Source organism: Brevibacillus invocatus (genome assembly GCF_003710915.1).
In the GTDB taxonomy this organism is placed as follows: Bacteria; Bacillota; Bacilli; order Brevibacillales; family Brevibacillaceae; genus Brevibacillus; species Brevibacillus invocatus.
The window spans coordinates 273755-296885 of sequence record NZ_RHHR01000015.1; the positions used below are offsets into that span (position 1 = coordinate 273755).

The 23131-nt window shown below is 47.3% G+C and carries 25 protein-coding genes and 2 pseudogenes; 7 read left to right on the forward strand and 20 right to left on the reverse strand.

Annotated features, from left to right (window positions below):
- Window positions 1-187 precede the first annotated feature (187 nt).
- Together EDM52_RS11890 and EDM52_RS11895 are read left to right on the forward strand one after the other, a co-directional pair.
- Window positions 188-634 carry a GNAT family N-acetyltransferase gene (locus tag EDM52_RS11890; protein WP_122909277.1) on the forward strand — a complete coding sequence of 149 codons (447 nt, stop codon included), beginning with the start codon at window positions 188-190 and terminating at the stop codon, window positions 632-634.
- Window position 635: 1 nt separating this feature from the next.
- A complete protein-coding gene (locus tag EDM52_RS11895; protein ID WP_122909189.1) occupies window positions 636-1361 on the forward strand; it encodes a class I SAM-dependent methyltransferase in 726 nt (241 codons plus the stop codon).
- A gap of 17 nt (window positions 1362-1378) precedes the next feature.
- Here EDM52_RS11895 and EDM52_RS11900 read toward each other — a convergent pair whose 3' ends face one another.
- Genes EDM52_RS11900 through EDM52_RS11915 form a run of 4 tightly spaced genes read right to left on the reverse strand, consistent with a single transcriptional unit; the run spans window position 1379 to window position 5179 of the window.
- Complete coding sequence (locus tag EDM52_RS11900; protein WP_122909190.1) at window positions 1379-1918, reverse strand: histidine phosphatase family protein; 540 nt, start codon at window positions 1916-1918, stop codon at window positions 1379-1381.
- A gap of 29 nt (window positions 1919-1947) precedes the next feature.
- Window positions 1948-2385 carry an NUDIX hydrolase gene (locus tag EDM52_RS11905; protein ID WP_122909191.1) on the reverse strand — a complete coding sequence of 146 codons (438 nt, stop codon included), beginning with the start codon at window positions 2383-2385 and terminating at the stop codon, window positions 1948-1950.
- 32 nt (window positions 2386-2417) lie between these two features.
- Complete coding sequence (locus tag EDM52_RS11910; protein WP_122909192.1) at window positions 2418-3497, reverse strand: hypothetical protein; 1080 nt, start codon at window positions 3495-3497, stop codon at window positions 2418-2420.
- Window positions 3498-3523: 26 nt separating this feature from the next.
- Entirely contained in the window at window positions 3524-5179 is a 1656-nt protein-coding gene (locus EDM52_RS11915; protein ID WP_245996816.1) for a peptide ABC transporter substrate-binding protein, read from the reverse strand.
- 236 nt (window positions 5180-5415) lie between these two features.
- Between EDM52_RS11915 and EDM52_RS11920 the strand changes: the two genes are divergently transcribed.
- Window positions 5416-5868: a GNAT family N-acetyltransferase gene (locus EDM52_RS11920; RefSeq protein WP_122909193.1), complete on the forward strand. Its 453-nt coding sequence runs from the start codon at window positions 5416-5418 to the stop codon at window positions 5866-5868.
- Between the two features lie 52 nt (window positions 5869-5920).
- Here EDM52_RS11920 and EDM52_RS11925 read toward each other — a convergent pair whose 3' ends face one another.
- From EDM52_RS11925 to EDM52_RS11955, 7 genes are all read right to left on the reverse strand, one after another.
- Window positions 5921-7396 (reverse strand): GGDEF domain-containing protein, encoded by a 1476-nt coding sequence (locus tag EDM52_RS11925; RefSeq protein ID WP_122909194.1) that lies wholly within the window; start codon window positions 7394-7396, stop codon window positions 5921-5923.
- Between the two features lie 201 nt (window positions 7397-7597).
- On the reverse strand, window positions 7598-8914 hold the full coding sequence (locus EDM52_RS11930) for a TRAP transporter large permease (protein WP_122909195.1): 1317 nt from the start codon (window positions 8912-8914) through the stop codon (window positions 7598-7600).
- A 2-nt stretch (window positions 8915-8916) separates the two neighbouring features.
- The gene (locus EDM52_RS11935; protein ID WP_122909196.1) at window positions 8917-9468 is read right to left on the reverse strand and encodes a TRAP transporter small permease; all 552 of its coding nucleotides are present in this window, start codon (window positions 9466-9468) and stop codon (window positions 8917-8919) included.
- A 70-nt stretch (window positions 9469-9538) separates the two neighbouring features.
- Complete coding sequence (dctP, locus tag EDM52_RS11940; RefSeq protein ID WP_183185014.1) at window positions 9539-10513, reverse strand: TRAP transporter substrate-binding protein DctP; 975 nt, start codon at window positions 10511-10513, stop codon at window positions 9539-9541.
- A gap of 262 nt (window positions 10514-10775) precedes the next feature.
- Complete coding sequence (locus tag EDM52_RS24665; RefSeq protein ID WP_183185016.1) at window positions 10776-11750, reverse strand: copper amine oxidase N-terminal domain-containing protein; 975 nt, start codon at window positions 11748-11750, stop codon at window positions 10776-10778.
- A 494-nt stretch (window positions 11751-12244) separates the two neighbouring features.
- Window positions 12245-12418, reverse strand: a complete 174-nt coding sequence (locus tag EDM52_RS25670; protein WP_415783032.1) for a hypothetical protein — start codon at window positions 12416-12418, stop codon at window positions 12245-12247.
- Entirely contained in the window at window positions 12351-12731 is a 381-nt protein-coding gene (locus EDM52_RS11955; RefSeq protein WP_221175545.1) for a putative RNA methyltransferase, read from the reverse strand. The genes EDM52_RS25670 and EDM52_RS11955 overlap by 68 nt, the downstream gene beginning before the upstream one ends.
- A 297-nt stretch (window positions 12732-13028) precedes the next feature.
- Here EDM52_RS11955 and EDM52_RS11960 point away from each other — a divergent pair, with 297 nt between their 5' ends.
- Genes EDM52_RS11960 through EDM52_RS11970 form a run of 3 tightly spaced genes read left to right on the forward strand, consistent with a single transcriptional unit; the run spans window position 13029 to window position 15388 of the window.
- Window positions 13029-13544 (forward strand): hypothetical protein, encoded by a 516-nt coding sequence (locus EDM52_RS11960; RefSeq protein WP_122909201.1) that lies wholly within the window; start codon window positions 13029-13031, stop codon window positions 13542-13544.
- Window positions 13545-13570: 26 nt separating this feature from the next.
- Window positions 13571-14512, forward strand: a complete 942-nt coding sequence (locus EDM52_RS11965; RefSeq protein ID WP_245996817.1) for a GNAT family N-acetyltransferase — start codon at window positions 13571-13573, stop codon at window positions 14510-14512.
- 39 nt (window positions 14513-14551) lie between these two features.
- Window positions 14552-15388 (forward strand): pentapeptide repeat-containing protein, encoded by an 837-nt coding sequence (locus EDM52_RS11970; protein ID WP_122909202.1) that lies wholly within the window; start codon window positions 14552-14554, stop codon window positions 15386-15388.
- A 28-nt stretch (window positions 15389-15416) separates the two neighbouring features.
- Here EDM52_RS11970 and EDM52_RS11975 read toward each other — a convergent pair whose 3' ends face one another.
- The 7 genes and pseudogenes from EDM52_RS11975 to EDM52_RS12005 form a co-directional block, all read right to left on the reverse strand.
- Window positions 15417-15932: a DUF6843 domain-containing protein gene (locus tag EDM52_RS11975; RefSeq protein WP_183185018.1), complete on the reverse strand. Its 516-nt coding sequence runs from the start codon at window positions 15930-15932 to the stop codon at window positions 15417-15419.
- A gap of 19 nt (window positions 15933-15951) precedes the next feature.
- A pseudogene (locus EDM52_RS11980) lies at window positions 15952-16662 on the reverse strand (amidohydrolase family protein); the annotation flags it as partial.
- Window positions 16663-16778: 116 nt separating this feature from the next.
- Window positions 16779-17486, reverse strand: a complete 708-nt coding sequence (locus EDM52_RS11985; RefSeq protein ID WP_122909204.1) for a DNA alkylation repair protein — start codon at window positions 17484-17486, stop codon at window positions 16779-16781.
- Window positions 17487-17575: 89 nt separating this feature from the next.
- On the reverse strand, window positions 17576-18145 hold the full coding sequence (locus tag EDM52_RS11990; RefSeq protein ID WP_122909205.1) for an SF0329 family protein: 570 nt from the start codon (window positions 18143-18145) through the stop codon (window positions 17576-17578).
- 231 nt (window positions 18146-18376) lie between these two features.
- Window positions 18377-18694, reverse strand: a pseudogene (locus EDM52_RS11995) (DinB family protein); the annotation flags it as partial.
- Between the two features lie 201 nt (window positions 18695-18895).
- Window positions 18896-19204: a hypothetical protein gene (locus EDM52_RS12000; RefSeq protein WP_122909207.1), complete on the reverse strand. Its 309-nt coding sequence runs from the start codon at window positions 19202-19204 to the stop codon at window positions 18896-18898.
- A gap of 419 nt (window positions 19205-19623) precedes the next feature.
- Window positions 19624-20136 (reverse strand): VOC family protein, encoded by a 513-nt coding sequence (locus tag EDM52_RS12005; protein ID WP_122909208.1) that lies wholly within the window; start codon window positions 20134-20136, stop codon window positions 19624-19626.
- Between the two features lie 153 nt (window positions 20137-20289).
- Here EDM52_RS12005 and EDM52_RS12010 point away from each other — a divergent pair, with 153 nt between their 5' ends.
- Entirely contained in the window at window positions 20290-21111 is an 822-nt protein-coding gene (locus EDM52_RS12010; protein WP_122909209.1) for a helix-turn-helix domain-containing protein, read from the forward strand.
- 170 nt (window positions 21112-21281) lie between these two features.
- On the opposite strand, the gene EDM52_RS12015 is transcribed toward EDM52_RS12010, so the two are convergent.
- Together EDM52_RS12015 and rlmD are read right to left on the reverse strand one after the other, a co-directional pair.
- On the reverse strand, window positions 21282-21614 hold the full coding sequence (locus EDM52_RS12015; protein ID WP_122909210.1) for a transposase: 333 nt from the start codon (window positions 21612-21614) through the stop codon (window positions 21282-21284).
- 74 nt (window positions 21615-21688) lie between these two features.
- Window positions 21689-23083, reverse strand: a complete 1395-nt coding sequence (rlmD, locus tag EDM52_RS12020) for a 23S rRNA (uracil(1939)-C(5))-methyltransferase RlmD (RefSeq protein WP_122909211.1) — start codon at window positions 23081-23083, stop codon at window positions 21689-21691.
- Between the last annotated feature and the right edge of the window lie 48 nt (window positions 23084-23131).

The window sequence follows — 23131 nt, forward strand, 5'->3', positions numbered from 1 at the left end:
GACCCTGGATTTCCGCAAAGCTTTGGCTTGGTACATAATCATGCTGCGAAGATACATAGTATGGCTCAAAGTACCAATTCATCGTATGTTTTGGGCGGGCAGTGCGTGCCTGACTCTTCTTGGCGATCGTGGACAAGAAGAGGATGACATGAAAAAGAAATCACACGAAATGAGAAAGGAAATGGATATGGAAATAAGAAGAACAAATCACGACGAGCTGGAAGAGATCATACAGCGATCCCCACAAGCCATGTTCGATGGGACAATGGGCAGAGTCAGCCCGACGGAAGAAAGAATCAAACAGATGGTAGAGCCGCTTTTGCAAAAAGGCGCGTATTATCTCCTAGCAACCGAGAAGGGGCAGATTGCAGGCTGGATTTTGATTGGACCGAGCAAAGACTCGTTTACAGATCAGGAAATTGGCTTTATTTACGAGCTGTACGTTGCGGATGCTTACCGGGGGAAGGGAATCGCCAAAGCCTTGATGAAGAGCGGAATTGACCAGCTGAGACAAGGTGGGTATCCCGAGGTGCGACTCAGTGTTTTTGCAGATAATCACGCGGTGCAGCTCTATGAGCAGATGGGATTCAAGGTCAGGACAATGACGATGCGCTTGCCTTTGGAGATGGATTAAAATGGAATATCGCGGATCAGATTTTTACGACAACCCCGATCATTTTGAGCGATACATGGAGCGCAGAAAGGCAGAGGAGAATGCCAATGACACCCTGGAAAAGCCTGTCTTCCAAGAGCTTCTCGGCTGCGTCAAAGGCTTGCGTATTCTGGATATCGGATGCGGCGACGCAAACTTTGGAAGAGAATGTCTGGCAAATGGCTGTGCTGCCTACGTAGGATTGGAAGGCTCCATCAATATGGTTCATGCAGGCAGAAAGACGCTGGAAGGCTGGGATGGACAAATCGTTCACGCTCGGATGGAAGACTGGGACTACCCGCAAGCGGAATATGATCTGGTGCTTTCCCGACTGGCCATTCACTACGTACAGGATCTGAACAGCCTGTTGCAAAACATCTATCAGACACTAAAGCCGAACGGAAGACTCTTGTTTTCCATCGAGCACCCTGTCATTACGTCTACTTTACAGCCGTCTGGTACGAGAACGCACTGGGTGGTGGACAACTATTTTACAGAGGGCTACCGCGAGCAGCAATGGATGGGCGGCATCGTATACAAGTATCATCGCTCCATCGAAACGTATTTTATTGCCTTGCAGAAAGCGGGTTTTGTGGTGGAGCAGCTGAGAGAATCCAAACCTGTACGCGCCCATTTTCTCACAGACGAAACCTACGAACGCCGACTGAGAATTCCCCTGTTTTTATTTTACTCGGCTAAAAAGAAATAAAGAGGGGTGAGTCACGCTCACCCCATCCAAATCCGTTGTAGCTTCGTTCGTTTCCCATCGACAGACAGCAGGTAAACATCAGGATTGGTAAGCCCCTGCCATTGCGCAAAGCCCATGCTGTCATCGTAGTGCTTGAGCAGCAAGGAGAGCAGATTTCCATGAGTCGCGAGTACGGTGTTTGCCGAACTGGAAGCAATGACCTCCTGTATGACGGAGTGCGCTCGATGCATCGCTTCTCTGCTGGACTCTCCACCCGGATAACACAAGTCTAGATCGTCAAATGTCTTTTCCAGCATATCGCGCCAATCCGGGTGATTCTCAGCGCACAGGATACGCTCTCCCAGCCGTTCGTCTACAGCGACGGAAAGGCCCAACTGCTCAGCCAAGGGCTGGACGGATTGACGAGCTCGAAGGAACGGGCTGGAAATGATCAATCCGATTTCTTTTTTTTGCAAAAATTCGGCCAAGTGATAGGCCTGTTCACGTCCTGTTTCGGTCAAAGGAGCATCTGTCTCTTGTCCATGTGCCTGACAATGTCTGACTAGAAAAATATCCATCCTCGCACCTCTATTCTAATTTCGCTATTTTACTCCAGCTCTTGCCCACGCAAGAGTGCAGCGGCTCTACTCACGCTTTCTTTTGTCCAAGAGGGTGCTTTCGGGTGTTCCATGATTTCCTCTTCCCGCAGCCAATACGTAGCTTCGACTTCATCGGGGCTTTTGGCATAAGCGATCCCAGAGCTGTACGTACAAAGAAACACGATATTGATGACCGGGACGCCAGCTTCGGTCACGAAAGAAGAATTGTACACGTATCTCAAGGGTTCAGCTAGTTCGATTCCTACCTCCTCGAATACTTCTCTTCGCACCGTCCGCTCTAATACATCAAGCGATTGGCCTTCCATGTCAGCTTTTCCACCGACGAGAGAGAGCGTTCCTCCGGCATGCTCTTCTTTCAAACTGCGTTCAATCATCAGCCACTTGCCTTGATGGAAGATGGCTGCTTCTACATTCACAATGAACAAGCTGATCTCTCCTCTGCGAAAGTTCTCTTAGGCTAGTTCCGCTTCTCGCCTGCTTCTTCTTCAAGACGTTGAAAAACTTTTTCGTAACTGCGTCTCGTCAGGGCTGCTTGTGGTATGTATTTGCCAGTGAGGACAATTCTTTCGAGAGCAGACGCGATTGCTGGGGGAAACGTTGTTAGGATTTCGCGCACATCTTTTTCTCTTTCTTTGTCACGCACCCATTTCCGATCGATGACAGCCGTGGAGGGATCCAGCTTCACCATCTCATGGAAAAGGGGTTGAAACGGAAGGATGTCGTAGCTGGGATACATTTTTTGCAATTTCCTGATAAAATGAAACGTCTCGTAGCTTACATCTCCGAAGTAGTAGAACTGATTCTGTTTGGATCGAAGGGGAGTAATCTCTTCAAAAAAGTTCAGTGAGCTAGCGATCTTGTCTCCATCACCAAATATAAGCAAATCTACGCGCTTTTGCAAAAAGTGGTCTTTGCCTTCTATCAGAAGCTTGCGTATCGTATGAAAGCTGTCCTGCCCGCCAGCTATGAGAATATGACGGGTCGGACTCTCATTTTCTGATATGTTTACCGAATACACAAAGGGCAGAACGGGTTGATGGCAATGCAAGTCGGCATAGCTCAGCCGCAGTCTTTGCAGTAGCGCCTGTCCCTTCCGTCTGCCTAAAAAGCCTTCATCTTTAAACAGGGAGAACGACCGCTGCTGAATCGTCAGCTGCTCGATGTCGCCTCCGTTCTTTAAAAATCTGTCGATGCTCAAAATATATTTCATGTCCGCGGTCATTTGGTTCGGATTCTCCAAATAATAAGCTGTCGAAATCAGCGGATGCAAATCGTTCAGCAACGGGCCCCAACGATCATTTTGATTGGGGACAGGCTTCGCTTTCCGATATCCATTGTACAGACCATGTGGGCCGTATTTTTGCCGGCTCGTAACGGGCAATAAATAGTCTTCGTGCACGAGCCGATGGATTTCCTCGGAAAATGCTTCTTCACAGTAGCCATCCTTTAACTCCTGTATCACGTACTGCTCCAAGTCAAAGGTATTCACGATCTTTCTAGGGCTCGATGCAAGGAATTTCTCTAGATGCTCTCTCATCCTTCACCACTCCCAATCATGTGTATTTAATTGTACTCCTGAATCTGTGGCACGATATCTGCCCACTTCAGCTCGAGGTTACCCAGTCCATCTATGAAAACATCCTTCACTCTCTCGTTTTTGACCCAAGAGTTGGTATAGAAGAAGATCGGAGCGATCGGCATTTCGTCCATGAGTATGTGTTCTGCCTGGCCGAGCAGCTGCATTCGTTTTTGCGGGTCTCGCTCTTTTGCGGATTGCCTTAGCAGTGCTTCATAGCGGGCATTTTCCCATCCGGTATCGTTGTTTCCTACTTCCTTGTCTCGGAAAATTTCCAGAAATGTGATCGGGTCGTTGAAGTCTGCCATCCAGCCAGATCTGGAGATTTGATAGTTGCCGAGATGCTGATCCTCCAAAAAGACTTTCCAATCCTTGTTTTCCAGCTTCACTTCGATGCCAAAGGCTTTATTCCACTGATCCTGTATGGCTTCAGCCACGACTCTGTGTGAGGGGGAGCTGTTGAAGGACAAGGTGACAGAAGGCAGCTTGGACAGCCCTAATTCGGCGATTCCTTCTTTCAGCAGCTGTCTGGCAACTTCCACATTGTTGTCTTGAAAATAAGGTCCCGTATTGACAGACATCGACGGTGGCAGGAATCCCAGGGCAGGCTCCTGATTCCCTTGCTTGATATGATCGATGATAAGCTGACGATTGATCGCATAGGAAAAAGCCTTGCGTATTTTCACATTGTTGAAAGGAACCTGTTCGGTATTGAATTTGTACAGGTAGGTGGCTGCAATGGTCTGGGTTGTCATCTTCCCTGACTTGTTCAGGGAAGGCATGGCTTCGATCGGCAGCGTACTTAATGGGGAACCTGCCCAATCCAGCTCATCTTTTTCAAACAAGAACAGCTCTGTGTTCTCATCTTCGATAATGGAGAAGTCCACACGATCCAGATTGACGGCATTTTTGTCCCAGTACGTGTCATTTTTTGCGAGAACCAGTTTGATTTTATGGTCCCATTTTTCTATTTTGAATGGCCCGTTGCCCACGTGGGTATTTGCCTCTGTGGACCATTTGGCGTTGGCTTCGATCACTTTTGGGTTCACCGGATAGTAGGTAAAATAGGCAGTCAACTCCAAAAAATAGGGAGTAGGATTTTCTAGCTTCACGACCAAGGTCTTGTCGTCGAGTGCCTTTACGCCGACTTCATCTGCAGTTGCCTCGCCGTTATTGAACTTCTCACCGTTTTTCAGGTAGAACATCTGGTACGCATTAATGGATGTGGTCTGGGGATTTAGGACACGCTTCCAAGCATATTCGAAGTCATGCGCCGTCACGGGATCTCCGTTGCTCCATGTGCTATCGCGCAAGTGGAACGTATACGTGAGCTGATCTTTTGATACGTCCACTTTTTCGGCAACTGACAGCTGGGGCTTTCCATCCTTGCCCATCCGTGTCAAGCCATCGAAGGTTGCTCGTATGACTGCAACAGAGGTAGAATCCTCCGCGAAAGCAGGGTCTGCGGTCGGCAGCTCCAATCGCAGGTTCATACGCAGGACTTTCTCGTCTGGACGCTGGTCTGATTTTTCTTCTGTTTTCGTATCGACCTGCGTATGACTGGAGGCCTGCTCTCCACAACCCGCAAACAGCACGCAAGCGCAGAGCAAGAAACAGAAGCCTAAGAAAGTGCCTTTGTACACAGAATGTCCCTCCTTTTAGAACCTGACCTGGTATTTACTATACCTAGGTAAAAGGAGGGTGAAAATGAGTATAGTGAAGATTTAATTATTGTTGATAAACATTCCGGTAAGTTTATGTTTTGATAAAGTTTCATAAAACTTTTTTCAGACCGATTTCGTTGTGAGAATAGCAGAGGTTTTTACTCTTTCATGACGAAAAAGTCTGATAAACGATGTGTGATGAAGGAGTCTAGAGCATGAACATACGAAAACTGGATCATACCGAACACCCTCCGATGAGCTTGCTCCTATTGGCAGATCCATCTGAAAAGCTGGTGGAAGAGTATCTGAAAAGAGGGCAGTGCTACGTGGCTGAGCTGGATCAGCGCATCGTAGGCACCTATGTGCTATTGCCAACCCGGCCCGAGACGGTAGAGCTGGTGAACCTGGCTGTGGACGAAGAGAGTCAGGGGAAAGGGATCGGGAAAAGCCTGGTGCATCACGCCATTCAGTTGGCCCGGGAAATCGGTTATAAAACAATAGAAATAGGAACAGGCAATTCGAGCGTAGGTCAGCTCGCACTCTATCAAAAATGCGGTTTTCGCATCACGGGGGTCGACAGGGATTTTTTTCTCAGGCATTACGAGGAGGAAATCTATGAAAATGGCATTCAAGTCGTGGATATGATACGTCTCTCGCAGGATTTGTAGGGGAAGAAAAAGAACAGACAGCCTCGCAAAAGGCTGTCTGCAGGAGAAGTGATCAAGCATAGAACTGGTACTGATTCTTTCCTTTTTCTTTGGAAGCGTACAACGCGATGTCCGCCCGTTTGCAAAGCATGTCGGTGTCTTCCCCGTGCTCGGGAGCGAGTGCAATCCCGATGCTGACCGTTACTTTTTCTCCGTCCAAATCAATTTCCTGCGCAGTCGTATTCAGGATCGAAGTGATCAGCTCTTTAGCTGCATGTTCAGCATCTTCCTTACTCGCGGATGGCATGATCAAAACAAACTCGTCCCCGCCCAGCCTGATCGGGGTATCTTCATTGCGGGATACCTTTCGAAGACATTGCGCCACGCATTTTAGCAAATGGTCCCCTGTATCATGTCCCAGATGATCGTTGACGAGCTTGAAGTTGTCCAGATCGATCATCAGCAGAGCTGTGCTTCCCTTGTTTTTGGAGATCGCAGACTCTAGCCGCTCGTCCAGCGCTGCACGGTTATTCAATCCTGTGAGGCTGTCGTGAAAAGCGAGGTACATCGGTCTGGATACCCAGCTAGAGATGAGAATGGAAAGAATGATGGTACAGATCAATATAATCATCAGCTGAATAATGAATTTGTGCTTATGGTCAGTCAGAATCGCTTGTAAATCCTTGTCGTTATAGACGATTTCCAGGACTTTGCGGTTTGTCGCTCCCTTGTCATACTCCGATAAGTAGTACACATAGCGGTAAATCGCAGGCTCGTTGTTCCACTCGCCGATGTACTCAGTGGTTTTCCCTGTTTTTAATGTTTCTTCAAATGCGCTTCTTCGCTCCGATGTGAGCTTGTGGGCGTGGTCATTGGCTGGATCTCCGAGTGCATAGCCACCGGTGTTCAGTATATGAATCTCATTGATCGAGGAAGATCGTTGTACCAGCTCTTCGATGGTGCTGAGAAAATTGAACTTGTGAAAAATATCTCCCTCTTGCAGGGACAGGCCTAACTGAATGATGTATTTTTTGTCTCGTGTCGGCATGTAGCTGTATTTTTTGATATGTCCCGTCTTTTGCTCGATATCAATCCCGTCATGAAAAAATTCGCCGGATGCTCTTCTTTCATCGAGGACTTTGGATAGCTTTTTGCAGCATTTTGAAAAGTTGAGGCCAATATCTTGCTTGAAGCTGCTGTGGGTGATTGTGTTCTGGTCATTGATGATATAGATGTCCAAAGAGAGGAACTGCTTGAGGGAGGCGAAATCCCATGTATCAAAGGAAGGGTTGGCTTCATACATGTCCAAAAGCTGAACGGAAGTATCCTTCATTTTGAGCGCGATATTGTCGCCAAATACAGAATAGGCTTTTTCAATGGTTTCCAAAGCGTATTTGGCCAGTTGCTCGTCCCGTTGGACTTGATCCAGTTTATTTTGGATCGCTTGGTCCCTGAGACGCAGGTAATCATTCGTGGCTATGGTAAAGGAAATCGCGATAGCAAATACGATCATGGTCATCGTTAACTTGATTCCAAAACGGAAATTCACCTGCTGCACCTCGCTGCTAGTCCAAAAACGTATGGGAAATAATAGTTAGATAGGACTATTCCACAAACAGACAAATATTCCTTTCATTCGACAAAACATTTAAAAAATATGTCTTATTTTATTCGGAAAAGATGGGAGATGTAAAAAAGCCAATCAACGCATGAATGCAGTCGATCAGCTTTTTACGTGGATGGGATCCCATTAATTCATCATTAAAGTAGGGAGCCAGGTTGCGATCGGAGGATAAGCCATGATGATTCCGACCAGCAACAAATCGAGCAGGATAAACGGGAATGCTGCCGTGTAGACCTGCCCCATTCGGATTCCTTTGGGAGCGACGGCTTTCATCACAAAGAGTCCGGTACCAAATGGAGGCGAGATCGTGCCGATTTCGATCGTGATGAGCAGCATCGCCGCAAACCACAAGAGATCAATGCCCATCATGTTGGCAATGGGAATGAAGATCGGCAGGCAAACCATAAGAATGGACAGGGATTCCATGAAGGAGCCTAACACCAGAACGATCAATAGCATTCCGATGATCAGCAATGTTGGCGAAAGATCCATGCTCGCGATCAGGCTGACCAGCTCACTGGTGGCTCCTGAGAAAGAGAGGATTTGACTGAATCCGGTGGAGCCGGCAATAATCATCAGCATCATGGCAGAAATCTTCAAGGTGCCGACCAGCGCTTTGCGCAGCGTATGGAAATTCAATTGCTTGTAGTAGGCGGCCAGAAGCAAGCTGCCGATTGCTCCCATCGCTGCCGCTTCTGTAGGAGTGGCCACGCCCAAAAACATGAGGCCTACCACAAGAAAAATGATCAGGGACAATGGAAAGATATAGATTACAGTCGCTTTGATTTTTTCAGATAGCGAAATCGCGTCTACGGCGTAGTTCGGAGCCAGATCCGGCTGAAGCTTCGCCCGGATGATGATGTAGAGACCAAACAGGATGGCCATCAAGACACCTGGTAAAATGATCGCGATCATAAAGGCGCCGATTGAAATTTGGCCCATCGAAGCCAAGAGTACGCCCAATGCGCTCGGAGGGATCAAGGCTGCTAGCGTGCCACTGCCCAATATCGGGCCGATCGACATCTGGTTTTTATAGTTCCGGCGCTCCATTTCTGGTACGAGCGTCGAGCCCAGCATCGAGGTGCTGGCCATCGTCGAGCCAGTCAGTGTCGAGATCAGGGTTCCCCCCGTTACAGCCAAGAGACTCAGGCGTCCCGGCACTTTCCCGAACCACTTGTCCAGCGTATCTATCATTTTGGGAGCAATGCCCGTGTGGAACATAATCTCGCCCATCAGGATAAACAAGGGGATCGGTGCCAGGGCAAAGGTTGCGAGTGAGCTTTCAATGCTCCCCATGAGCTGCTTCAAGCCGACTTCGCCACCCCACAGAAAGATGGCGGCTACGATATTGACAGCGAGGAATGAAAAGGCTACGGGCACTCGGATCAGCATCAGTGCCAGCAAGCTGAAAAAAATCAGGAAGAGAATTTGCCACCAATCCACGATTATCCCTCCTTGGCAAACATCGCCTTTGTTTCTGGCAAGGCAGACTCATCGTCCGTACTCGCTTCCGTGCGATGGAGGAAAGCCAGGTACAGCTTTCGTGTAAATTCCAAGAGCAAAACGAACGAACCGATCGGGATGATGCAGACGACATACAATTTGGGAAAAGCCAGGACAGACATGCTGCGAATATCCCGGACGAAATGATCGATGGTCACAAGAGTGCCGTACCAGACCAGGACGATGCTCACTCCGATGCCGATCAACGCGACAAGTATGTCGTTATAGGCGCGCATACGCGGTGACAAGGTGCTATCGATAATATCGACCGTGATATGGTCGCTGCTGCGCGCCAGCCAGGCACCTGCCAAAAACGGCAGGTAGACCAGGATGTAGGCGTTGATTTCGTCGACCCACATGAGTGGATAGTTGAAAAAGTAGCGACTAATGACTTGAGCGCCGATGGAAAAAGTAGCGAACAGAAGCAGGAGACAGGCAAGAACGGCCAAGACGTTTTCTATGCGGTCGAGCCATCTGAACAGGATGTCTTTCATTCAGTGTCACTCCTCTAGCCTATATGCAAAAGCCGGTTGCAAAGCGCAGCCTCAAGAAGAACTCAAGGGGTTATTGGAGCAGCTTTTTTAAATCCGCGATTTGATCTGGAACGGCCTTCTCGATCACAGCCCACTTTTCTTTTTTCACGATGTCCTGGAAGGAACGGCTTTCATCAGGGCTTAGTTTGATCAGCTCTACGCCTTTTTCCTGTAGGGCTTTCTTTTCTGCTTCGTTTTCTTTTTTGAAATACGCCACCATTTCTTGTTCGAATTCTTTGGTTACATCGCGAAACTTTTGCTGATTCTCAGGTGACAGGGATTGGAAAGCTTTTACGTTCATGATGATCGTTGCATTTTGATTAAAGAACGGTTCGTCAATCAAATACTTGGTCACTTCTGTCCACCCGTTCAAGCGAGGACCGAGGAGCGGGAAGCCAAATCCATCCACCATTTTGCGTTCGAGCGAGGTATAGACATCACCGGGGTTGACTTCCATCGGAACCATGTTCAAAGCAAGCATGACCTCGTGATAGGTGGAATTGGAACGGAACTTTGTACCTTGAAGCTCTGACAGGGAGCTGATTTTTTTGTTCGTCCAGAAATAGTAGGGAGACTCGCTGAGCCATCTGCCCAGATAGACGAGGTTGTTTTTCTCGAAGCGATCCGCCATGTAGTCAAAATACCCGTTTTCTCTCTCCTCAGCAGGTGTAAAAGGAGACATGTTCAGGGAGTGAGCTTCTGGCATCAGGTGACCGTAGTAGGAGCTGACATTGAAGCCGATGTCTACGACACCATTGCGAACAGCATCAAACTGGTCGCCTACCGGCAAGGATTCTGGTCCACCAACGACCCGGATTTTCACGGCGCCGTTTAATGCTTTCTCTACTTTCTCTTTCCACAGGGGAACCATGTCTTTGGGGAATGGGTGGTCTAGCGCTAAAAAGCTGACCAGCTTCAACTCGACAGCTCCAGCGGAGGCTTCACCGGAGCTTGCAGGCTGGCTTGCGGGGCTGCTGCCATTTCCACACCCAGCGAGGATCAGCATACAGGAAATGAATGATAGAATAAAAATGCGTGTTCTGTCAAATTTGAACATTCTGTAAATTCCTCCTTTAGAGTAGCTGCAAAATTAATCATATTATCTATCAGCTTAGGATGATTAACTATTAACGAATTAACGTTTCTACGGTCCTGACTTTCTGGGAATCGGGAACCAGCCTGTGAGGGAAAAAAATAGGATCACTCCCGTCCGTCTTGTTCAGACGAAGGGAGCGATCCCGAAATATTGATGTGCTGGTGGCAAGTGGTTACACAGATTTAATGATTACGATTTTACTGGTGGAATCCCACTCTACCTCTTGTCCCAAAAATTCAGAGATGAAACGGACTGGAACCATAATTCGCCCGTTCTTCAGCTCGGCAGTCGAATCGATGCTGCGCTCTTCCCCGTTAACCTTTACTTTGGTGCTGCCCAATGGCAATTCAACGACGGTGCCATTTTTCTTGATAACGACGGTTTGACTGTCCGCGTTCCAGCTTACATCAGAGCCGAGTGCCTCTGAGATAGCACGGACGGGAACCAGATTGCGTCCATCTTTCAGATAAGGCTCCACATCAAAAGCTGGCTTTTTACCTTCTACGAAGACTTTGATTTTCTGCGTATCTCCCTGTTCAGCGTAAAGCTTGCTCAACAGCTTGTACAGCTCTTGGGATTTCGGATGGTGCTGGAGTCCATCTTCCAGATTTTTCAGTGCTTCCTTGGCCTTTTTGTTCTTCATTTTCATCTCGACCAGGATCACGATTTTCTCGGAAGAGGCCGTTCCGTCTTCAATATCAGTCTCCAGCTTCTCGATGAGTGATTCTATGGCTTCGGCATCCGTTTTGACCGTTCCCTCTTCTTGGAGCATGGTAACCATTTTTTGAATCACGTTATCGAGAGCTTCTTTCTGGTGTTCATTATTACTTTGTTCGCGTACTTTCAGGAGATGTTCAAGTTTCTTTTCAATGCCTTCGTATTTGTCTTTGTGTTTTTTCTCTTTTTTGTTTTCTTCCTTATCGTCGTCATCATCGTCGTCATCGTCATCATCGTCATCATCGTCGTCATCATCGTCGTCATCATCGTCGTCATCGTCGTCATCATCGTCGTCGTCATCAGCCTTGCTGCCTTTTCCTTGACCGACTGCCTTTGATTCTTTTTGATCCACCGTATTCATTGCAGCTGCGACTGACGTGCTCGTCACCATAAGCGACAAAGCCAAGATTGAGGGCATGAATTTTTTCATTATTTTGGCATCCTTTCTCAAACAGACAGGTTTTTTTCATATTCGTATAGATCATGCATAAGGTCTATAGGTCTTATTTCATTTTTATTAAAAAGAAATATTGTTTGGTGAAGAAATTGGTTCCAAAAAGCCTATTCCTTATGCGTTTATACCCTATACCCTATCTGCAAAGCCTTCAAACTGGGAAGAAAAAGTTGAAAAAGCCACCCAACTGATCAGTCAGAGGGTGGCGGGATAGGTCCCTTCTATCACGGACCTATTATTTTTTGCTGAAGGGTGAGCAGAACGTCCTCCCAATGAAGCTTCTAGCTGTACGGAGGGGGAATTGCCGAGCCATAATGTCAGCCCTTCTGACGAGGTTAGCATCTCCCAAGCCTGCTCTTGCGGGATGGGGAAGGTTCTACGCACGCCAACCTGAAATCCTACAGAAGCGGTTTTGCCAATCTGCTTGCTTGTGTCGGAAAAGGATGTGCGGTTCATGACGGCACCTCATTTCAGTAGATGGATAGATTATATCTTCTGTAATCGGAATAGTTGGAAGGAGACAAGAGATTCAAGATCACGTGAAAGGATTGGTCCTTAAATGGACAATGGGCGAGATCACCCACGCACCAGATGTCGGACGTGCTTCTCGCAGCGATCCGGATTCCTTCTTTGGATATGTCCACCCCGACTCCAAAGATATTCAGGTTGGTTTCGTGCAAGGATTCGATTCTGGATGGCGGTCAAATGTGAACCTTCTCCGCATCCCGCATCCAACATCCTGATCATGTCGCAGCTCGGTTTCATCATGTGGGGGATGCGCTCGCTTATGTGGGAAATCAATGGTTCAAAAAATCCGCTGATGCTCACTTTTTGCCGAGCTTCAAACAGCTGTGAGTCATATTTGGTTTTGTTTGGGCAGGTCAGCAAGTTCACATAGCCTTGCTTGGCAAGATCAAAGCAATGGCCACTTGAACAAAGCAAGCTCTTGGCGTACATGACCTTCATTCGTTTTTTCGTGAATGAAAAAGGCACAGTTAAATAAACCCAAGCCATCTGTAAAAAAATGACGTGAGCCTACTTCTCTGTACCTTCCATGAACGGTAACGAATGAACTGGATGATCATGGCGTAAAACCCTCCTCTAAAGGGCGATCAGAGAGAAGACTCTCTCTGCGAATCAGTATAGCATAGGGTCCACCCACTCGCATTTGTAACATTTTTTCGCTAAAATTAGGATTTCACGAAGGTTACGAACAAACATCCAAATCCAGCAGCAAGGAGAAAGGAAAAGCGGATGCAAAATAAAGTACGGAAAAAGCTGTTCAGTTTATTCACAGGCGAGTGGTTTGCAACTCTATTATTTGCCGTGCTGTGGTTCCTATATACACAACTCGACGAAGGGTTCGAAGCATATCTGACTCCAGTTTCATCTATCTACGCTTTTGTTTTGCTAGAATGGATTCTGCTTCAAGGAGGGTATTACTGGTTTTTGAAGTGGAGACAGGTGAAAAGGGGTGTCTTTTCCCAGCTTGCGGATAAACAGCTGCGGTTGTTTGTGTTCTTGAAAAGGAGCAATCTGGTGTTAATCGTCATCGGATTTCTGTTTCTGGCTTACCAGTGTATGGTCTTTCCGAAAGAGTTTTACTGGTTTGTCTTCTTGTTTGCGTTTGCGATTATTGAGCACGTCAATTACTACCATATTCGTCTGTCGTATATGAGTGTAGAAGAGATCAGGGAGTTTATTCAGCAAAAAGGCTTTCGAAGCTCGTTATTGGCCAAGGAATTGAAAAAGCGAAACAAACAACGTTGAACGAAAGAGGTCGTGTTTTCCGTTTTGTGGTAAAATTCAAAACAGGCTTGCCATTGAGCCTTCAGAGAATGAACAAGGGGGCTGCGATTTTGCAGGAGATGATATACGCCAAGGGCTATCGACATGACGAAACGCTTCGTAAGAGCTTTTGTGCCTTGGCCAACGCGACTTTTGGCATTGATTTTGAAGAGTGGTACCAGAAAGGCTTTTGGAATGAGCGTTACATCCCTCATTCTTTCGTATGGCAGGGCCAGGTAGTGGCAAATGTTTCAGTGAATCTTCTTTCACTCGTAATCAATGGCGAGAAGAAGAAAGCGATCCAAATAGGAACGGTCATGACCCATCCCGACTATCGCAGACAGGGCTTGTCAGCTCGCCTGATGAATCAAATAGTGGAAGAATACGAGAATGAATATGAAATCATGTACCTTTTTGCCAATGAGTCTGTGATGGATTTCTACCCCAGGTTTGGATTTCGCAGGGTAGAAGAGCTCCAGTTTTCAGCGGATATCAAGCCGCGCCCAGCAGTAGACCAGACAGGCTTGCGACAGCTAGAAATCTCACGTCATGAAGACCTGGATTTTATAGCTCGCTTTGCTTCGCAGAGACGCCCTGTGTCGCAACGGTTCGGGACAGAGGATAGTGCGGGTATCTTTATGTTTTATGCCTTGTACGTCTACGGTCAGGATCTCTATTACCTGGAAGAAGAGGATGTGATCGTGATGTATCGGCATGAGAACGAGTGCCTGCACATGTACGATCTGGTCAGCAAAAAGGAAGTCGATCTGAAAGCGATCGTAGAGAAGCTAGCGAGCGTAGACACGACAAAGGTCGTTTTTTATTTCACACCGGAAGACGAAGGGATCGTAACAGATCGGACTGCATGGGATAATGGCCTTTTTGTAAGGGTCAATGGGGATCAGCTGTATCCGGTGAAAGTGAATCATCCTTTGACGTCTATTGCCTGAAAATAGAGGTTGAAAACCTCTGCGAAGGGAGCTTACAGAATGAAAGAGAATAATCGATTGACGCTGAAAGCAGACTGCGAAAACTGCTTTGGATTGTGCTGTGTCGCGCTGCCCTTCGCAGCTTCGTCAGATTTTGCCATCGACAAGGAGGGCGGGACGGCCTGTCAAAACCTGCATCCTGATTTTCGCTGCGGGATTCACAGCAGCCTTCGGGAGAGAGGCTTTCGTGGATGCACGGTGTACGATTGTTTTGGGGCGGGGCAACAGGTTTCCCAAGTGACGTTTGGGGGGAGCAACTGGCGGAAAGCTCCCGGCTCTGCGAAGCAAATGTTTGAGGTATTCCCGATCATGTGGCAGCTTCATGAGCTGCTCTGGTACGTCAGTGAAGCCCTTACCCTGCAGCCAGCCCGACCTATTCATACGTCACTCCAAGCGATGTTCGAGAAAACCAAACGATTCGCTGAACTCCCTGCAGATGATCTTAAAAAGCTCGACGTTGCAGCACATCGTGCCGAAGTGAATGAATGGCTTTTAAAGGCCAGCGAGCTCGTCCGGGATGAAGCCAGAAGAGGATTCAAAGGAATGAAAGGTAATCAGAAGAAGTACGGCAGGGGAGTGGATCTGATCGGTGCCAAGCTCAAAGGAGCAGATCTTCGCTGTGCAAATTTGCGAGGGGCATACCTGATTGCTGCTGATCTCAGAGGGGCTGACCTGCGAGTAGCGGATGTCATCGGTGCTGACTTCCGAGATGCGGACCTTCGGGGTGCTGACCTCACCGAATGTATTTTTCTCACCCAAGCCCAGCTCAACGCAGCGAAAGGCGACGGCGAGACCAAGATCCCGCCATCGCTTTCCCGTCCGGAACATTGGTCTTAAGGTTTCGTGACTGGTAATGAATGTGGAGCTATCCTTCTAACTGGGGACATCGTCGTTCTTCAACTTCTTCGGAACCAAATATTTGATAAAAGTGTTTTTGCTCAAACCCTCCCTGTTCCTGTACAGAGCCCGTAGCACCGAAGCGTATGTCTTCCTGCGGCAGCTCATCGATTTTCTTTCCATACCTGTCAACGTAAAAGGCTCTTGTGCGGTATGCACCGGAGCTGTTTTTATTTACCCATCCAAATTCCATCGGAGAGGACGTGCGAATCACACCGTCCTTTGGAACGCTGTAGATGATTTCATTGTTCACGATCTGCAAAGGAAGTGCGTCTTTATGGTCGTAGTAAATCACGACACAGCCTTCAAAATCCATCGGCAATAAAAAGGTTTGATCTACCCCCTTTTGCCCCACGCCCTTCGTGAAGATGAACGCGGCGATGCCTGCGAAGAGCAGGATGAACACTATAGCGACACTTATTTTGATTTTTGCCATGGTGGTCAATTTTTTGATGAGCACGGTGGTCAACATTTTGATTGACATTCACACTTTGTCTACAGTCTCAAAAAACAGCCAAAACGGAGGGGGAGGGGCATGTTTTGGCAATCAGCTTTCCATTTCTAAAGGAATACGTAACGACCGCTTGCTTGCGAATGGCTTCATATTCATTTTCTGCAGACAAGACAATGAAATTAGCTGGTTTACCTTTCTCAATTCCGTAATTCTCTTCAATGTGTAGTGTTTTGGCACTATTTTTCGTAATGAAATCAATGGAATTGACAATTTGCTCATAGCCCATTAATTGCGATGCATGGATGCCCATATGCAAGACTTGAAGCATGTTTCCTGTTCCTAGCGGATACCATGGGTCAAAGATGTCATCGTGGCCAAAGCAAACGTTGAGTCCTGCTTCCTGCAACTCTTTTACTCTTGTAAGTCCTCTGCGTTTTGGATACGTATCAAATCTGCCTTGAAGGTGAATATTCACAAGAGGATTTGATACAAAATTGATGGAAGAAAGCTTTTATAGGCGGAATAATTTATACGTATAGGCATCATTATAAGAGCCCATCGCCGTTGTATGGCTCGCTGTTGTGCGAGTACCGATTCCCCGTTCGTATGCCTCTTTTGCCACAACCTCAACAAAGCGAGATTGTTCATCATCAATTTCATCGCAATGAATGTCAACTAATCGATTGTACTTTTCAGCGAGGTCGAAGACGATTTTTAATGAATCCACTCCGTATTCTCTCGTAAATTCAAAGTGAGGAATACAATTTTTGGTTACACGGAATTACTTGATCCGATTCCTCTCCATTACTCTTAAAACCAGAATGAACAGGAAAATTTTTCGAATAGCTTAGCAGATGCGTGTGGTAATCAAAGGGATTAACATCTTACATGTTTCCGTTTGAAGCCGAGCTGTCCTTTCACTACTGCCTTTTGAATATTTTCGGAAGCGTTTAGGAACTTGCTTTTTGCTTTATCTTTTTGGACTTCGACCGGACCTACTGCCTTTGCCATTTCGACCGCCTTATCGTGGAGTGGCAAATAGGAAGTGCCCACGGTGTAAATAAAATGATTCATCGCGTATTTCGCTCGTTCGGGAGAATCGTGAATCGTATTTTTCACAGTTTGTAGCATACTGGCAATTTTGCTCTCGGAAAATTCATGATCCGGGCGGTTACCCAAAAGCCAGCAGTAACAACTCCAGCCCGCTGACATTCTCAGCTCTTCGCCGCTCGCGATCCAATGATCGGCGACTTCTTGTGCAATATCTGCTTCAGCCAAGGTTACTGCAACCACAAAATCGGACAGCATGTAAAAATAAGCTGTATCCATCCACCGCTCAAAATCAGCCTTGGTCATTGCATTTGGGTCTGCAATCACACCAGCAAAGTACATGGCATCGTAGTTCCCGGTGGCGTAGAGCTGCTCAGCCAAGGGCTGATTTATCTTGATTTTTCTCGCGATAGGCTTCATATTGCCTGTAGCCACGCCAAAAAGTGGTTCGTGAGCGCCATTGGATATATATATTTTCTTGGTTCGTTCCTTGCCGAGAGCCTCAAGCTCACGCATGATCATTTCAAAATCCATCGCATATCACTTCTTTCATTGGCGGGTTTCCTTAGTCTTTCCTGACTAAAAGTGAGCAACGCTCCACTTTCAATGAAAGCTATTTATTTTCATAATGTACTAAGCCGTAGTTCATAAAAATACTGGACGATTGGATGCTTTACCTTCATCTTCTCGGTCATGTTTAAAATTCGTTTTTTTCCAACTCGTCTGTCCACCAAAGCTAGAATATTCAATAAGACATCATGGCTCTCTAAGCTTTCTTCTATAGAAATAGATAGAAACTTATTAGCTACGACGAAAAAATTTGATTTACTTAATGAAGCCTGCGCTGACAATAGCTCCTTTGCATATACGGATATTTTTTTATTCCTTACAATTACCTTCAGTCGATCCTCTGGAACGTTTCCTTGGGTATCTTTTCTGGCTGCTTCAATTTCTTCATTGCTGATGGGAATTTGGATATCTGAATCGTTCTTAATTTCCAACTCCGTCTGATACCATTTGATTAAATTAGTTTTATCATTCATATTAAGAACGTTCTTTTTATCTACCGAAATATAACAAAGTCCTGCTTTATCAGGTAAATAACGGTAACCAGTTGCACGGTATTCGACTCTACCATATAACGCAGGGCAGAGAAAACTATCCAGCTGTTGCTTTAATTTGCTCCAGGACATGTATCCTCCTATGTTCTAAAAGCCCGACTAACCAGTTGTTGTGGCTGTCAGGCTATCTTTTCGAAACCATAATCTCTGTTTCATGGCATTATCATGAATCCCTCATGCCACTAGCTTAAGAGGGGAGAGGTATCAATAAATCCATTTTTGAGGCTCTCTAAGTATATATTATCACCATTAACCATTTAAAGTTATATGACTGTGTAATCAAAAATTTCCATCATGCTTAGGTTACATCTTCGGGGCTTCCATACCAAAATTAGCCCATTCTTCTTTTGACGGGCCATAAATACCTGGAACGGTTAAGCCTGCTTGTCGCATAAGAACCGTCATTTGTCCTCGATGGTGGTTTTGATGCAGAAGCAAAAACATCAAAAGAGACCCATTTGGCATTTTTTGACCTAAAAAGTCAATACGTTCTTCTAAGGTCTGATCGATCCATTGCGTTTTTAATGCCTGAACAAATGCACCACTGGCTTGATGGTAGCTGTCTGCAATAAATTGGGCCGAAGCAGGAACAGGCCAATCTTCAGCTGGGGCTTTAGTAGTCTTTGTGTTGCTCCGGCTTCGTACTCCCAAGATTTTAAAGGTTTTTGGATTTTCCTTCCAGTTGCCGATGAAAACACGAGAATCTATACCGACACGTTAGTTCAACTATATTCCCGTTACTTTAACAAACAACAAAAGAGCCGTGACGAAGCAGGCTCCTTAACTATCGTTCCCTTTGCTTTAATTACACCGTTTTACAAATCATGCTGCTCTGTCACGATACATATACAATGTAATTGCATTTAATAGGATTGTACCGATGAGCAGAATTGCTGGAACAGATGCAATAACACTTACTGTATCCATTAGAGCAGACCAATCCTCAGCCTTTACACGTTCATAGAAACTACAAATCTGGAGAAACAACGAAATAGAACAAGCACTAATGCTCATAATAGAAAGAGCAACCCAATTTCTAGAACGTTTATCATATCTAGATATAGTAATAGCTGGAAGAATCCATGCGATTGCTCCAAGCACGAGGCTACCAAGATTAAGCCAAGCAATCATATCTAATCCCCCTTTAATATTCATTTTCTTCTTTCTCGTTCGGCTATCCTGCCAGTTACTTTCATAATACGAGCATTCGGACAAAAACTGGGAAGAAACTTTAGATGTTATTAAAAGGTTAGCAGAGGAATCCAAGAGCTAAAAAGAGGGGCTGTCGCCCCTCTTTATCATTTCCGCCAATACATCGCATATCAATAATCTTTCCTCACTAACAGTGAACAACACTCTACATGTGTGGAATGCTTTATATGTTGTAAAACATTGGATGAATTACGCCTCCGTACTTATAGTCGGAAGTACGAGTCGAAGCAGCATTGGGAGCGAAACGGCTCCCGCCGTCTCAATCCCGCATGTCGCATACTTTTACAATGTGGCGAGTGTTCGCCTGCATCTTCTTGAAGCCTAGCCGTTAATTCCCGTTACTGGCTCTTACTCCATTCTGCCACTCTACGGTAGCTTTCTTCCTCAGAAATATCTTCAACCCGTGTCATGATAGACCATCTGATGCCAAACGGGTCCAGAATGCTGCAGTAACGATCGCCTGAAACAAAGCTCGCAACCTGCTCTCTGACTGTCGCTCCGTTGGCTACGGCCAAGGCAAAGGTCCGGTCAACGTCGGGTACATAAATCCCAAGCGAATAACACACGTTGCCTTCCCCCGTTGGTAAAACGAGTCGATAGGCTGGGTTTGCGGCACCGAGTTGCAAATATCCGTTGCCAAAATCGATATCTGCATGTACGATCATTTTGTTGCCGTCATCGCCAAATTCCGTTATGCTTTTCGCCTTTGCGTTAAATACGGTTTCGTAAAAGGCGATCGCTTCAGCTGGTTTGTTTACAACGATAAACGGCGTAATAGTGGTATATCCGTTTGGCGTTCCATTTTTGGTGAATTTCCCCAAAGATCCTGCATCGTTTTGGTGGTTGTCCATTGTTATTCCTCCAATTCGTCAAGTCAGCTGACAATTGCGACTTCATCGAAATTGAAATCGGATCGCAACTGCTATTCTTGATTATAGGCGTTTCGTACTTCCAAAGTATTGTAAAAAGGCGACATCGCCGACTTACCGGGAGGTTGACCAGGCATGAAGGAAAAAGACGGCTCGTCGACGCGCGGCATCTTGCATGCGACCGCCGGTCGAGACAAGTTTGCGTTATCCCGTTTCGAACCGGGTCCGTTGCTCGAACCGTTCATCGAGCATTACTGGACTATACACTTCGATGTGCACCCCGAAACGCCTTATTCCCAAACAGTCTTGTCGTATCCGAACGTGCATCTGGTTTTCGAGCACGATGACCTGGGACGCCGGGCGCTGCTGTATGGCATTCCGAAGCAGCCGTTCGTCCGAAAGCTGCGCGGAGTGGGGCGTGCGCTTGGCGTGAAGTTTCGTGCGGGCGGCTTTTACCCGTTTTGGCAGCGAGACGTCTCATTGTTGACCGGGGCGACGGTCAAGGCGTCCGAAGTGTTCGGTTCTGTGGCGGACGGGTGGAAGCACGCAGTGCTGGACGCTGGCGACGATGCAGCGATGGCCCGGCAGGCAGAAATCGCCTTGTCGACGCGGTTGCCGGAGCGCGATGCGCAGGCGGAACTGGCGGCTCGCATCGTGCAGGACGTAATGGATTACCGAGATATCATTCGCGTGGAGCAGATGAGCGAACGTACCGGACTGTCAATCAGGCAATTGCAGCGCCTGTTTCGAAAATATGTCGGCGTTACACCGAAATGGGTCATCAAGCGCTTCCGGTTGCAGGAAACGGCTCTTCGGCTCGAGTGGGACAAGTCGGCGCAATGGGCGGAACTGGCGGTGCAGCTGGGCTATTTCGATCAGGCGCATTTTATTAAAGATTTCAAGTCGGTCCTTGGCCTATCACCGGCAGAATATCGAAAAGGCTCGGACATCCTCTGAAGGGGATTGGCCGCAGGAAGGCAATCCCAGACACTCCGCAACTATTCCTGAGTGCTCTGGCCTTCATCCGCCAACCATCAATACCCCCTGTGTCAAAATAGTTGTCGTACCCCTCTAAAGAACACGTAGCACCAATTTGGCTGTATACCCCAGCTGTATCCACTTGTCGGCTATTTCCACTTTGTCCGATAAGCTGGGTTCACCTTTTTTACAAGATCACGGAGGATCGCGATTTCCAAATCCTTTTCTCCAAGTAGTTTCTTCAGTTGATCATTCTCGGTTTCCAATTCACGAAATTCTCCCGGGCTCGGAGTATAACTCTTTACCGCTTTGGCTTCGGCAGGAGTGTTTTTCCAATCCACATGTTTCGAATCACGTATCCAACGATACAACATTTTCGCATCGATCCCATGCAGTCTGGCAACTTGGCTTGCATTTCCTGCATCTTGGGCTTCTTGAACCAGCTGTTGTTTAAACTCGATTGGATAGCGTTTTCGTTGCATAAAAAATCCCCCTCTGTTCTTCTGATACCAGCTTAACAAGATAAGGGGGGTAGACTCAAATCCAATTTTGGGGCTTAAGAGGTATCTTTTCTTTCAAGTCTCACTGTCACCTCCACATGCGCCGTATGCGGAAACATATCCACCGGCTGCACACTCACCAGCTCATACTTCCCGAGCATCTTCCCAACATCCTTTGCCAGCGTGGACGGATTGCAGGAAACATAAACAATCCGTTTTGGCAGCACCTCCAGCAACGATCGGATCAAAGCATCATCCAACCCGGTTCTGGGTGGGTCAACTACGACGACGTCCGGGCGAACACCTTGCTGCTTGGCCCATTTGGGCATCAACACCTCGGCTTTGCCCACGTGGAAGCTGGAGTTGGTCGCGCCGTTGCGTTCGGCGTTGCGACGGGCATCCTCGACGGCTTCGGGGATCATTTCAATGCCGCGCACTTCACGTGCAAAGGGAGCCAGCCACAGACCGATGGTGCCTGTCCCGCAGTAAAGATCCAGCACAAGCTCCGTTCCCGTCAGTCCAGCCGCTAGCTTCACCTGATCATACAGCTTTTCGGTCTGCTCGGGATTCAACTGGAAAAAGGCGCGAGCGGACAGGTCAAATGACAAATCACCCAGCTTTTCTGCGATAGAGGGCTTGCCCCAAAGGGTGACCGTTTTCTCGCCAAATACGATTGAGGTCTTCTGCGGATTTACGTTTTGCGTGATGCCGATTAGTTGGGGGAGACGTGTCCGCAGCTCCAGCACGAGTTCCTTGACGCGGGGAATGTCTGGCGTAGCGGTGACCAGCGTCAGCTGAGTCTCTCCTGTAGCAAAAGCCACCCGCGCGACGATGGTGCGAATGACACCTTTGCGCTTTCGCTCGTCATACGAGGGGATGCCAAGCTCCTCAATAATTGTCTTCGCTGCCTGCACGATCTGGGTGGTCGCCTCATGCTGTACCTGGCAGCTTTCCAGATTGACCAGCTTATGGCTGCCAGTCTGATAGAGACCGGCTACCAGCTTACCGTCCTGTCTGCCTACCTGAAACTGTGCCTTATTGCGATACGACCATGGGTTGTCCATTCCGATAGTGGGAGAGACAGGAGGATGGTCGAGTTTGGCGTATTTGCGAAGTGATTCGATGACGATTTCGCGTTTGCTGGCGAGCTGTGCCTGGTAGTCCATGTGCTGCAAACTACAGCCACCGCATTCCTCGTAGACGGGACAGGGAGGCTTGACTCGGGCAGAGGATTTTTCTACTACGCGTAAAAGCCGGGCGATGGCGTACTTCTCGCGTGCTTCCGTAACTTCGGCATGTACGACCTCGCCGGGTAGCGCTTTATCTACGAAGACGATCTTTCGCTTGAAATAGCCGATGCCTTCGCCGTTGATGCCAAGGCTTTTGATGGTGAGGGTCATTTGCTGGCCGACACGGATGCTGGCGTCTTGTTCCTTTGGATATGGTTTCATCTGGTCCGTTCACCTCACGATTCGATTATGATCCTATTATAACGAGTT